This window comes from Clostridium sp. AF28-12 (genome assembly GCF_003435225.1).
In the GTDB taxonomy this organism is placed as follows: domain Bacteria; phylum Bacillota; class Clostridia; order Lachnospirales; family Lachnospiraceae; genus Pilosibacter; species Pilosibacter fragilis.
Map to the genome: position 1 here is coordinate 86167 of NZ_QWGJ01000001.1, position 12973 is coordinate 99139.

Sequence of the window (12973 nt, forward strand, 5' to 3'; positions counted from 1 at the left end):
TATGGCAGCCAGGACTTTTTGATCTGGAATGCGGAGCATCGGTAAAATCTGATGCAGTTTGCTCAGGGCATGGGCTGTAACCGGAATGGAAAGCAAGAAGAGGTGAATGTTGTGTTTAACATGAATAATAAAAAGACAAGAAAGATTTTCTCTACCATCGTAATCGTATTAGTTGTACTCGCAATGGTAGTGCCGATGGTCCTCGGCTCCCTTCTTTCTATTTTTTAATCGTGACGGGCTGAAGCCCCAAAATCTATCAGGCATCAGGAAGATATCAGTGAGGAGAAAAGAATGAAGAAAAATGTGTGGATCGCAGGCATGACGGCGATTTTAAGCGCCGGACTTGTTTGGCTTGCCCCGGTTTTCACACTGGCAGATGAACGGATCCCGGACGGGGTCTCTGTTGGAGCCGTCAGTCTTTCCGGACTTACGGAAGAGGAAGCCGAAAAGCAGATTGAGAGTTATGTAAATGAAAAATTAAATCAGGATATCACGCTTGTGGTAAACGGCACGGAGGCGAAGTCCGACGCGCAGACCCTTGGCGTCGCCTGGGATAACCAGGATGAGGTAGCTGAGGCCATTCAGGGGACGGAGCTCAAGGGAAACCTTGTAAAGCGGTATATGAAAAAGAAAGACCTGGAGGTAAATCCGGTGAAGATCGAGCTGGATCTCTCCGTGGACCAGGATAAGGTATCTTCCTTTGTATCCGAGAAATGCGGTTCCGCGGTGGCGGGTGCCGTTGACGCGACGATCACAAGAAAAGCCGGAAAATTTGAGATCACTCCTTCAAAAGAAGGTCTGGCTGTCGATATGGATGCGACAAAAGCGGCTCTCAACGAGGCGTTAAACAGCGAAAATACGGATGCGATCCGGGTGGAGGCGTCTGTGACCGTTAAAAAGCCGAAGGTGACAGAGGAAGATCTCGCGACGATCAAGGATGTTCTCGGAACATTCTCCACCAGCTTTGCGACAAGCGGTGCGTCCCGTTCCACAAACCTTGCGGTGGGTGCAGGAAAGATCAACGGACATGTGCTGATGCCGGGCGAAGTGCTCTCCGGATATGAGTGCATGCACCCGTTTACACTGGAAAATGGATACAAGACGGCAACTGCTTACGAAAATGGCAAGTCCGTTGACAGCATTGGAGGCGGTGTCTGCCAGATCTCAACGACACTCTACAACGCGTCCTTATACGCGGAGCTTGAGATCGTCCAGAGGCAGAACCATTCCATGTCCGTCAGCTATGTAAAGCCGTCCATGGACGCGGCGATCGCCGGAACTTATAAAGACCTTAAGGTAAAGAACCCATATGATACTCCGATCTACGTCGAGGGCTATACCAAGGGAAAGACCCTGACCTTTACGATCTACGGAAAAGAGACGAGACCGTCGAACAGGACTCTGGCATTTGAGTCTGAGACGCTTTCCACGACACCGTCCCCTACCCAGGAGATCCAGGACCCGAGTCTCCCGGCAGGCCAGCGCGTGAAGGTGGAATCCGGACATACGGGATTAAAATCGAAATTATATAAGTGCGTCTATGTAGATGGACAGTTACAGGAACGCACTTTATTGAATTCTGACACATACAACGCGTCAAAGACTGTTTACCGCGTAGGTACAGGAGTCGCGGCTCCGGCAGAGACAACACCTGTGGCCCCGGCAGCACCTGCGGAAACGGAAGCTGCGGCCCCGGCAGAGACAGCAGCGCCGGAGACACAGGCGCCTGAAACCGCGGCCCCGGAGACAGCCGGACCGCAGCCGGGTGAGAACTACGGCCCGGGAATGAGTGCCCAGGTGGGAGAGAACGCGGCTTAGGCCGCATAGAAAAGAGACCGGAATCATGAGAAAAATTGAGCGCGAACCCAACGGAGCTGGGATCTTTAAGCCGGGACAGGATCTGGTAGTTGCAGGAACTGTCGGAAAAAACGGTGTGAAGGCGGCTCTGTCGGCAAAAGAAAAAGAGATATCAGCCCGATTCCCGGAGTGGTTTGTCAAACGGATCCGGGAGCAGGCAGATAAAAAATCAGAGCTGACTCCGGAGATGCTGGACGCCTGCGGTGCAGGAGAATGGGAAGAGATTTCGGAGGGCGGCATACTGGCCGCCCTTTGGGCCATATCGGGAGCTTACGAGCAGGGGATTTCCTTTGAACTGAGGAAGATCCCGGTGGCTCAGGAGACGATCGAGATCTGTGAACTTTTTGACCTGAATCCGTACAGACTTTCATCGGGGGAATGTCTCCTGATGGCAGTGGAAAACGGCGGGGATGCCGTGAAGCTCCTGAGTGAAGCCGGAATCCTGTCTGCAGTGATCGGTAAAGTCGAAAAAGGGATCGCCAGAAAAATGGTCGGGATCGGAACGACCGGATTTCTGGAACGACCGGCACCAGATGAGATCCGGAAGCTTACGGATGCAGCTTCTGGAAAAGAATGATAGATGCAATGAGGAGGAACAATTATGCGTGAAAAAATTTTGGCGATCATTGAAAAGAACAGCCGAATTGATTTAAAGGATCTGGCCGCCCTTCTGGGTGAGAGTGAAGCAGCCGTCGCGAATGAGATCGCGGAGATGGAAAAGGAGAACATTATCTGCGGTTATCACACGATGATCAACTGGGATAACACAGGTGATGAGAAAGTGATCGCTCTGATCGAGGTGAAGGTAACCCCGCAGAGAGGAATGGGCTTTGATAAGATCGCGGAGCGCATCTACCAGTACAGTGAGGTGACTTCTGTATATCTGATGTCCGGCGCCTTTGATTTTACCGTGATCATTGAGGGCAAAACGATGAGAGAGGTCGCGCAGTTCGTATCGGAGAAGCTGTCACCGATGGATTCGGTCCTCAGCACAGCGACACACTTTGTCCTCAAGAAGTATAAAGATCATGGAACAGTTATGTGCGGTAAGGCAGAAGATGAAAGGATGATGATTACACCGTGAGAAACCCATTATCAGATAAAATCGTATCGATCCAGCCATCCGGAATCCGTAAATTTTTCGACATTGTGAGCGAGATGAAGGACGCGATCTCCCTTGGTGTCGGTGAGCCGGATTTTGATACTCCGTGGCACATCCGTGACGAGGGAATCTACTCTCTGGAAAAGGGACGGACTTTTTATACCTCAAATGCAGGTTTAAAGGAATTAAAGATCGAGATCTGTAATTATTTAAAGAGACGTTTTGATGTAGAGTATGATTATAATAAGGAAGTTATGGTCACGGTCGGCGGCAGTGAAGCCATCGATATTGCTCTCCGTGCCATGTTAAATCCGGGGGATGAGGTTCTGATCCCTCAGCCGAGCTATGTTTCCTACACTCCGTGTACGGTTCTGGCTGACGGTGTGCCGGTTACGATCCAGCTCGAAGAAAAAGATAAATTCCGTCTTACAAAGGAAAAACTACTCGAGAAGATCACACCGAAAACGAAGGTTCTGATCCTTCCGTTCCCCAATAACCCAACCGGATCCATCATGGAGCCGGAGGATCTGGCGGAGATCGCGAAGATCTGTATCGAAAAAGACCTGTTTGTTATCTCCGACGAGATCTATTCAGAGCTTACTTATAAGGGACAGCACTGTACGATCGCCGCATTCCCGGGAATGAAGGAGCGCACCGTTCTGATCAACGGCTTTTCAAAATCCTACGCGATGACCGGATGGCGTCTTGGATATGCGTGTGCGCCGGAGCTGATCCTGAAGCAGATGTTAAAGATCCACCAGTTTGCGATCATGTGTGCACCGACGACAAGCCAGTATGCTGCGGTCGAGGCATTAAAAAACGGAGACAAAGATGTAGCTGAGATGCGGAGCGCATACGACCAGAGAAGACGTTATCTCGTGAAGGCACTCCGTGATATGGGCTTTGACTGTTATGAACCGCAGGGCGCATTCTATGTGTTCCCGAGCATCAAGAAGTTTGGAATGACCTCTGATGAGTTTGCGTTAAAGCTGCTGGAGGAGGAGAAGGTTGCCGTTGTTCCGGGTACCGCATTCGGTGACTGCGGCGAGGGATATTTAAGAATTTCCTATGCATACTCCTTAAATGATCTGAAACGTGCCCTCGAGAGAATGGAGCGGTTCGTGAAGAGACATCTGAATGATGCGAAATAAATGGATGCTGTGATTGTGCGCTGAGCGGACGGTCATGTAAAATACAGTTCCCCGGCTTGATCATGAAGGTGGTCGGGCCGGGGTTTTATATGTCTGCACCTTATATTTCGTGAGAAAATCCGGATTGCTGACATTAGTTCTGAGTGATCGTGGAAAGCGGAAAGCGGCAGACATGACAGGAGAAGATCAACAATGAATATCGTATTATACGAGCCGGAAATGCCGGCCAATACAGGAAATATCGGGCGCACCTGTGTGGCGACGAACACGAAGCTGCACCTGATCGAGCCGCTGGGATTTAAGCTCAGCGAGAAGCATTTAGTCCGGGCAGGGCTGGATTACTGGGATAAGCTGGACGTAACAGTGTACAGCGATTATCAGGATTTTTTAAAGAGAAATCCGGGGGCGAAGATCTATATGGCGACCACGAAGGGCGAGCATGTATACACGGACGTTCCTTATGACCCGGATGTCTACATCATGTTCGGGCCGGAGAGCCGTGGGATTCCGGAGGAGATCCTGATTGAAAACCGTGAAAACTGCATCCGGATCCCGATGTGGGGCGATATCCGGTCACTGAATCTCTCGAATTCAGTTGCGATCGTGCTCTATGAGGCGTTACGGCAGAACGGATTTGAGAAGATGACGATGGAAGGACATCTGCATCATTTACACTGGAAAGAATAATTGAAAAATTAAAAAATGATAGAGCGCTTATTGTATACAAGATACGAAGCTGTTCCGCCGTGGATTTCCGGCATGTTTTTGAGACAACTGTGGAAGAGATAAGCGTTTTATAAAAAGGGGAAAGCGAGAAAACAACTATGATGAACGAAAAATGGGAAGAACAGTTCCGTGAACAGATCCATGAATTTGTTGGAACGATCGAGAAGTTCGATAAGGGAGAGATCGACCGTAAGGCATACAAGGGAATCTCCGGTGGATTCGGAAGCTATGCACAGCATGATCCGTCAAAGCACATGCTGCGTCTCAGAATGGCAGGCGGGAACCTGACGGAAAAACGTCTGGAGTTTCTTACCGAGGCAGTGAAAGATTACGGTGTGGAGCTTATGAAGCTCACTACATGTGAGACCGTGCAGCTCCACAACCTGAAAGCAGAGCAGGTTCCGGTCCTCATGGAGAAAGCCATCGCGAGTGAGATTTACAGCAGAGGCGGCGGTGGAGACAATCCGAGAAATATCATGATGAGTCCTCTCTCCGGCGTGCAGAAAGGTGAGGCATTCGATGTAAAACCGTATGCGGAGGCAGCGGCAGAGTACCTGCTCTCTATTGCTGGCGAGATCCACATGCCGAGAAAGTTAAAAGTAGCCTTCAGCAACGGTGCGGATGATTCCGTACACAGCGCCTTCCGCGATATGGGATTTATGGCAAACCCGGATGGAACCTTTACACTTCGCATCGCGGGCGGACTCGGCGGCGGCTATAAGATGGGAATCCTTGTGGATGAACATGTCCAGACGACGGAGATCCTTTACTACATCCGTGCCATGATCGAGACATTCTGCCAGCATGGAAATTATGAAAACCGCGCGAAGGCCCGTACCCGCTTTATGCAGGAGACTCTGGGCACTGATGGTTTAAAGGAAGCGTTCCTTGAGAATGTGGCAAAGGTAAAAGAAAAAGGCGGTCTTGACCTTCATGTGGAAGCAAAGCCGGTAACAAAGAAAGGCAGCGGCGAGATTTCCGGAAAGCGTGTAGTCGCACAGAAACAGCCGGGACTCTATGCGGTGGCATACCACCCGATTGGTGGATGTCTTCCGGCAGGAAAACCTGCGGAGCTTCTTACTCTTGTAAGAGAGATCCCGGACGCAGAGTGCCGGATCGCGCCGCACGAGACGATCTACATCATCAACCTCACTGCTGACGAGGCGAAGAAAGTCCTTGAAGCGACAAACGACGGCGCTCAGAGCACTTTTGAGAACAGTGTAGCCTGTATCGGTGCTGCAATCTGCCAGCAGGGTGTAAGAGACAGTCAGGCGGCGCTCAGAGCGGCTGTGGAGGCAGTCCGTGAGGCCGGGATCCCGGACGGAGCGCTTCCGAGGATCTGTATTTCCGGATGCCCGTCCAGCTGTTCCGGACACCAGGCGGCAGCCATCGGTTTCCAGGGAGCGGCAAAGTCTGTTGACGGAAAGCCGGAGTCCGCGTTTAAGATGTTTGTAGGCGGAAGCGATAAGCTGGGTGCCGCAAAGTTCGGCGAGGCCGGAGCTGTGATCTTAGAGCGCGATCTGCCGAAATTCTTCGTGGACCTTGGAAAAGCCGTTGCCAGCCGGAACATGAACTGGGAGACATGGATCGTGGGGCATGAGGATGAATTTAAGGCGATTGTGGAAAAGTACGCTTAAGAGGAAATCATACGTGGAAAAGTGGGAAAATCCGAGAATGAAAGTAAGCAGCAGAGGCAGCGAAAGCTTTCGTTCAGAGCCCGAATTCATATAAGTAAAAGAGGGCTTTTTAAGAAAGTACGTAACTATTCAGTACCTTCATAGTTACGTGCAAAAATCCATTCCAGATCAGCTTCGCTGATGGGATTTTTGCTTTCCAGCCTATGTTTTCTTACGGTCAGCGCAGCAAGTGCGCAGACCTACTGAACAGTTACGAAAGTACTTCATATTTGAATAACAACATAAAAACGGTCGACAGCGAAAAAACTGTCGGCCGTTTTGTATTTTCGAAAATGATTTTAGGGCAGATGCATCCTGGAAAAATATCTTTTACATCTCAATCAACTGAAACTCCACCTGTCTGGCCCGCAGCATCTGTGCTTCCCGGCGATGGCATGTGAAAATAATGATCTGGCCGCCATAGGCGGAGGCGAGCCATTCCAGTGCCGTCTTCAGGCGCTCATCATCATACTGTGTAAAGCTGTCATCGAAGATCAGCGGGAAGCCGGAGCCGGATCCCTGGAGAAGCTTTGCGGCGGCGAGACGCAGGGCGAGATAGACCTGGTCCATGGTTCCGCTGCTGACGTTCTCGAGGGGAACCAGCTTTGTCTTCGTGTTTAAGAAGACATTCAGATTCTCGTCGATGCTCATGCTGTCATAGATCCCGCCGGTGATTCCGGTAATGTACTGGGACGCTTCTTTATTCAGGTAGAGTCCGAAGGAATCACGGATCGAGGAGGAGAGATCTGCCATAGTCTCCTGGGCAAGATCAATGGCGACGATCTCATCGTGGATCCTGTCGTTTTCCGCCAGTGTCCGCTTCAATGCCTTCGCCTTATTTTTACAGTTGCTCAAATGCTCTAATTTCTTCTCAAGCTCCCACTGGGTCCGCTGCTGTTTCTCGATCATCTCGCTGCAGCCGGCCTGTTTCGTCTGGAGATTGCTTAAATCTTCTAAGAACTTCCTGATCTCTGCCTCAGACTGGGTAACCATATCGCAGAGCTTTGAGAATTCGCCCATTCTCGCCCGGAACGCGTTCATGGCATCCTCAGACACTGCGGAATCTCCGAGATGTCTCGCGAGAAGCGCGCCAAGTTCAGAGGAAGTATTGTCGAACAATCTGTGGTATTCTTTATCTTTCTGGAGGATGAACAGGGAGATGATAAAGAAGATCACAGCCGCCGTGGCTGCCGCGCCACAGACCGGAAGATAGGCGGTGAGGTTGAAATATCCAAGTGTCGCTGCAGCCCCCAGTCCTGCGACTCCGAGAACCGCTGTGAGACCGGAAAGAACCTTCCTGGACTTCTTGTTACACTCCCCATTCAGAGTATTATATTCGCTGTAAAGCCTCTCCGCGTCGGAAGACATGGCATCCACGGATGCCCGGTCTGTAAAGCCGTTGTCAGACAGCACCTTTTTCCCATTTGCCAGTTTCTCGTCCAGATCCTTTTTCTGTGTCTGGGTGTTGTCGATCAGGCCCTTGACCTGGGTCCGCATATTCTGGTAGGCGGCGAGCTGGTTCTCGTACTCCGGACCGGCGATCTCCGCCTCCACATTCCGGATCTCCGCGAGAAGAGAGGTAAACTCCCGGCTCGCCTCTGGGATCAGACCCGCCTCGAGGGAACGTTTCTGGTTTCTCAAAAACGCAGTCGCTTTTGTGATATTTAAGGAAATATTGCCGGTGGTGTTCATGTTGGCAATATAATTCTTTAATTCCGTCACCATCCCGTCTTCGGTGGCACTCTTTAACTGACCAATACTGATGGTGTTGTTGTACATGGTCTCGGTGAGACCGTCAAGCAGGCTGGAGACAAATGCAGGTGTCGCCTCTTCCTCCAGTCCTTTCGTCTCATTGATGATCTTTAAAGACTTATTTTCCTTCCGGAACCGGCGCTCGATGCGGTAGATGGTTCCGTCCTTTTCCAGTCTCAGCCATCCCTCGTAGGTTCCGCTGTTCTCCCAGGGCTCGTACTTTGTATACAGATCATTCTTTGCCGCCCGTCCGCGCCCGCGCTCGATGCCGAAGAGCATGCCGCGGATGAAGGTGTGAAGCGTGGATTTTCCGGCTTCGTTCTTTCCGTAGATAATGTTGATCCCGTCGTTGAAGGAGATGGTCCGGTCATGAAATTTTCCGAAACCGTCGATATGTAATTCGAGTAATCTCATGGCTGGCTCCTTTCATCTTTTGTCATAAGCAGGGCATGAATTCCATAGTACAGGGCTTTCTTCTCCACCGGACTCATATCATCCTTCATGAGTGCCTGGATATAAAAGCCGATCATGTCGCTTGGATGTTCCGCGAACAGTGCGTGGAAATCATACTGTGGCTCCGACTCGTCCAGGATCTCGATAATATTCCACTGACCGGAGAGAAAATCCAGGTCAAAGCTGATATCCGGGTCTCGCATACCGCGGATCCGGAAGCGGTAGATATTGTTGGCACCGCGCTTGCGGATCTCGTCGGCGATGATCTGGGAAAGCTCGGTGTTTGTCGTCTGGGGCGTCACATTGACCACGAGCGGGATATACTGGGCCTGGCAGACTTCCTTAAACTGCAGGGAGGTCACATGTCCGCTGGTGGTGTCGATCTCGCCGATAAAATATCCGTGAGGTCCGGTCTCCGTCATGTCAAGCGGTTCCGGGGAACCGGCGTAGGCCATGCGGTTTTCCAGAAGAATCTCCGGTTTGTGGATATGTCCCAGGGCGATGTAGGAGAACGGGGATGCTGCCAGCGCATTCCGATCAAATGGGACATGTTTCGCGTCACCGCCGTGGAGCATGAGAATTCTGGTGCGTCTCGAGGCCGGCAGGGAAATATTGTCGGCTTTCGCCTCGGTGATCTCGGCCGTGTGGTAGCTGAAGCCGTAGACCTCCGTGTTCAGTTCCTCGAAATAGACGGAAGAGAGGTTCTCGTCCATCAGAAATGTGACGTTCGGGGCCCAGGTGAAGCTGAGAAGTGCAGAACTTTTCCGAATCCGGTCATGATTTCCGGCGATGATGACAACGCGGGTTCCCGGAATCGTGGAGAACAGGTAGTTGACCTCTTTCAGATCCCGCGCTAAGGGCTGGCGGTGGAATAAGTCACCGGAGATCAGAAGAAGGTCCGCGCGGGAGTCCCTGGCGTCCTCGATGATCCCCTGGAACGTCAGACGGATCGCCTGTTCCCGCTTTTTGCCCCAGGGCTTATCGCTGTCCGGGATCATGCCCCAGTGGATATCGGCGGTGTGAATAAATTTCATACATTCCTCCATAGTGTATGGATTGCAGATACACTGCGCTCCAGTATCAAGATAGTGGACTGTGAAAGTCCGCAAAAACGTGTTTCTCAGGTTACCGCGGCAGTTCGGTCACCAGAGGATCGCCGTCGCGTAAATGTGAAAAGGAGCGCAACAGATCTCTGTGCGCTCCCTTGCGGCTGCCTTGCATCGAAAGGACGCGGCGGGCTGCTGTTTCTTTATAATTCGCAGTTATTAACGGTACGCGGGAACGGAACTACGTCGCGGATATTGCCCATTCCTGTGAGGTACATTACGCAGCGCTCGAAGCCGAGACCGAAACCGGAGTGGCGGACGCTGCCGTACTTTCTCAGATCGAGATAGAAACCGTAGTCTTCCGGCTTTAATCCGAGTTCGTTCATGCGGGCAAGGAGCTTTTCGTAATCGTCCTCACGCTGGCTTCCGCCGATGATCTCGCCGATACCCGGAACGAGACAGTCCACAGCGGCAACGGTCTTTCCGTCCGGATTTAATTTCATGTAGAACGCCTTGATCTCCTTCGGGTAGTCGGTAACGAATACCGGTCTCTTGAAGATCTTTTCTGTCAGATAGCGCTCATGCTCTGTCTGGAGATCGCAGCCCCAGAATACCTTGTAATCGAATTCGTCGTTGTGCTCTTCAAGGAGCTTTACAGCCTCTGTGTAGGTAACATGGCCGAATTCGGAATTTAATACGTGGTTTAAGCGGTCGAGAAGTCCCTTGTCAACGAACTGGTTGAAGAAATTCATCTCGGACGGAGCGTTCTCGAGAACGTAGCGGATCACGTACTTTAACATGCCTTCAGCGACAGCCATATTGTCATCGAGATCTGCGAATGCCATCTCCGGCTCGATCATCCAGAACTCGGCAGCATGACGGGTCGTGTTGGAATTCTCAGCACGGAAGGTCGGTCCGAAGGTGTAAACATTGCGGAATGCCATTGCGTAGGTCTCAGCGTTTAACTGTCCGCTTACGGTAAGGCTTGTATGCTTTCCGAAGAAGTCCTTGCTGTAATCAACTGCGCCGTCCTCAGTCTTCGGAACGTTATCAAGATCGAGAGTCGTTACCTGGAACATCTCACCGGCACCCTCACAGTCACTGGAGGTGATTAACGGAGTGTGGACATAGACGAAGCCCTGCTCCTGGAAGTACTGATGGATCGCGTAAGCAATCAGGGAACGCACACGGAATACAGCCTGGAATGTATTGGTACGCGCGCGAAGGTGCGGGATCGTACGAAGATATTCGAAGGTGTGGCGTTTTTTCTGGAGCGGGTAGTCTGCGCTGGAAGCACCCTCAACGGTAACTTCTGTTGCCTGGATCTCAAACGGCTGCTTTGCCTCCGGAGTCGCAACGAGAGTACCTTTTACGACAATGGCAGCGCCTACATTTAATTTGGAAACCTCTGCGAAATTTGCCATTGTGTCATGGTAAACGATCTGTAAGGTATCGAAGCTTGTACCATCATTTAATACGATAAAGCCGAACGCCTTGGAATCACGGATGCTGCGGATCCAACCGCCGACCTGGATCTCCTGGTTTAAATATTTGTCACGCTCTTTAAAGAGCTCTTTCACTGTTGTCAACTGCATGATTCTTCCTTCTCCTTATATCTCTCTTCTTAGATAAATGTGCAATCTGGTATTAGTATAGCGTATTTTTTATGGGGATTCAAGGTGAAATGGGCATAACACGGGGGTTTTCGGGAGTTTTTTAAAGGCCTCCCGGGCAGAAATTACAGAGTCCATCAAGATTTGTAAGTAAAATAGGAATAGAAAAATATATTTTTATAGAAAAATTCCGGAATATCGACTATAATAATAATAAAATAGCACACGGGAGGGCAAACGAATGAACATTTACGATCAGATCAAGACTATGAGCGATGAGATGGCGGGTGACCTTACAGCGCAGAGACGTGACTTTCATAAGTACGCGGAGCCGGGCTGGTTCGAGATGAGGACGTCGTCCATTATTGCTCGGAAACTGACAGAGCTCGGATATGAAGTGCTTGTCGGAGATCAGGTCTGCAAAAAGGATTCCAGAATGGGCGTTCCGTCTGAGGAAAAGTTAGAGGAACAGTATGAGCGTGCCATTGCTCAGGGAGCGGATCCGGAGTTTGTTAAGTACACAAAGGGAGGAATGACCGGCGTGATCGGAATCCTGCGCTGCGGCGAGGGCCCGACGGTTGCCATGCGGTTTGATATCGATGCCCTCGGCGTATTCGAGGAACATGATCCGAGCCACAGACCGGCGAAGGAGGGATTTAACTCCGTAAATGAAGGCTTCATGCATGCCTGCGGACATGACGGACATGCCACCATCGGACTCGGTGTGGCGAAAGTACTGATGTCCATTAAGGATCAGCTCCATGGAACCGTGAAACTGATCTTCCAGCCGGCGGAAGAGGGCGTCCGCGGCGCGAAATCCATCGTTGATAACGGACACCTTGACGGTGTGGATTACATGATCGGCTCTCATGTGACAAATAAGAAAGAGGACGATCCGGCAGTGGTAATTCCGGGAAGCTATGGCTCTCTCGCAACGACAAAATATGATGTGATCTTCCACGGAAAATCTGCCCATGCGGGCGGATCACCGGAGGTTGGACGGAATGTCATGCTGGCAGTCGGAACGGCGATCTTAAACCTTTATGCGATCCCGCGTCACTCCGGCGGTGTGTCCAGAGTAAATGTGGGAACCGTTGTCGCCGGAAGCGGACGGAATGTTATCGCGGACGAGGCGAAGATGGAGATCGAGGTCCGCGGTGAGACCACCGAGATCAACGAGTATATGAAAAATTACGCAGTGAACATTATCGAGAGCGCGGCAAAAATGCACGGATGCACCTGTGAGATGAAGCTTATGGGCGCGGCAAACTCTCTGGCGAGCAGTGAGGCGCTGATGGAGCGGGTGAAGAGAGTCTGCGAGGAAGATCTCCATCTGCCGGTTGCGAAGGAAATGAGCAGCAAAAACGGCGGCAGCGAGGATGTCTCCTATATGATGAACCGCGTCCAGGAACAGGGCGGACAGGCGACCTTCATGCGCGTCCTCACCCACGAAGCCGGCCCGGGTCACAGCCGTATCTTCGATATCGACGAGCAGGTTCTTCCGAATGCGGTGAAGATCTTCTGCGGTGTGGTTTATGACATTATGCACTAATGGGTGAGAAGTGCATGCGATAAAAAGTGACAGATAAAAAGAGCT

At 51.2% G+C, this 12973-nt stretch carries 10 protein-coding genes; 7 read left to right on the top strand and 3 right to left on the bottom strand.

The features are described 5' to 3' along the window. The first annotated feature begins 291 nt into the window (after positions 1-291). The 6 genes from DWY93_RS00395 (at position 292) to DWY93_RS00420 (ending at position 6473) form a co-directional block, all read left to right on the top strand. A complete protein-coding gene (locus tag DWY93_RS00395; RefSeq protein ID WP_117469012.1) occupies positions 292-1818 on the top strand; it encodes a VanW family protein in 1527 nt (508 codons plus the stop codon). Between the two features lie 25 nt (positions 1819-1843). Continuing rightward, positions 1844-2434: an AIR synthase-related protein gene (locus tag DWY93_RS00400; RefSeq protein WP_117469013.1), complete on the top strand. Its 591-nt coding sequence runs from the start codon at positions 1844-1846 to the stop codon at positions 2432-2434. 24 nt (positions 2435-2458) lie between these two features. After that, on the top strand, positions 2459-2941 hold the full coding sequence (locus tag DWY93_RS00405; protein WP_015553011.1) for an Lrp/AsnC family transcriptional regulator: 483 nt from the start codon (positions 2459-2461) through the stop codon (positions 2939-2941). After that, positions 2938-4110, top strand: coding sequence for an aminotransferase class I/II-fold pyridoxal phosphate-dependent enzyme (locus DWY93_RS00410; RefSeq protein WP_117469014.1), 1173 nt, complete (start codon positions 2938-2940; stop codon positions 4108-4110). The genes DWY93_RS00405 and DWY93_RS00410 overlap by 4 nt, the downstream gene beginning before the upstream one ends. Before the next feature lie 192 nt (positions 4111-4302). Then, on the top strand, positions 4303-4797 hold the full coding sequence (gene trmL, locus DWY93_RS00415) for a tRNA (uridine(34)/cytosine(34)/5-carboxymethylaminomethyluridine(34)-2'-O)-methyltransferase TrmL (protein WP_117469015.1): 495 nt from the start codon (positions 4303-4305) through the stop codon (positions 4795-4797). Between the two features lie 137 nt (positions 4798-4934). Next, complete coding sequence (locus DWY93_RS00420; protein WP_117469016.1) at positions 4935-6473, top strand: nitrite/sulfite reductase; 1539 nt, start codon at positions 4935-4937, stop codon at positions 6471-6473. A gap of 369 nt (positions 6474-6842) precedes the next feature. On the opposite strand, the gene DWY93_RS00425 is transcribed toward DWY93_RS00420, so the two are convergent. The 3 genes from DWY93_RS00425 to asnS form a co-directional block, all read right to left on the bottom strand. Then, complete coding sequence (locus DWY93_RS00425; protein ID WP_117469017.1) at positions 6843-8678, bottom strand: AAA family ATPase; 1836 nt, start codon at positions 8676-8678, stop codon at positions 6843-6845. Continuing rightward, positions 8675-9751: a DNA repair exonuclease gene (locus DWY93_RS00430; RefSeq protein ID WP_117469018.1), complete on the bottom strand. Its 1077-nt coding sequence runs from the start codon at positions 9749-9751 to the stop codon at positions 8675-8677. The genes DWY93_RS00425 and DWY93_RS00430 overlap by 4 nt, the downstream gene beginning before the upstream one ends. Positions 9752-9966: 215 nt before the next feature. Next, the gene (gene asnS / locus DWY93_RS00435) at positions 9967-11358 is read right to left on the bottom strand and encodes an asparagine--tRNA ligase (protein WP_021905181.1); all 1392 of its coding nucleotides are present in this window, start codon (positions 11356-11358) and stop codon (positions 9967-9969) included. A 259-nt stretch (positions 11359-11617) separates the two neighbouring features. On the opposite strand from asnS, the gene DWY93_RS00440 reads away from it, so the two are divergent. Next, positions 11618-12928: an amidohydrolase gene (locus DWY93_RS00440; RefSeq protein ID WP_117469019.1), complete on the top strand. Its 1311-nt coding sequence runs from the start codon at positions 11618-11620 to the stop codon at positions 12926-12928. Positions 12929-12973 lie beyond the last annotated feature (45 nt).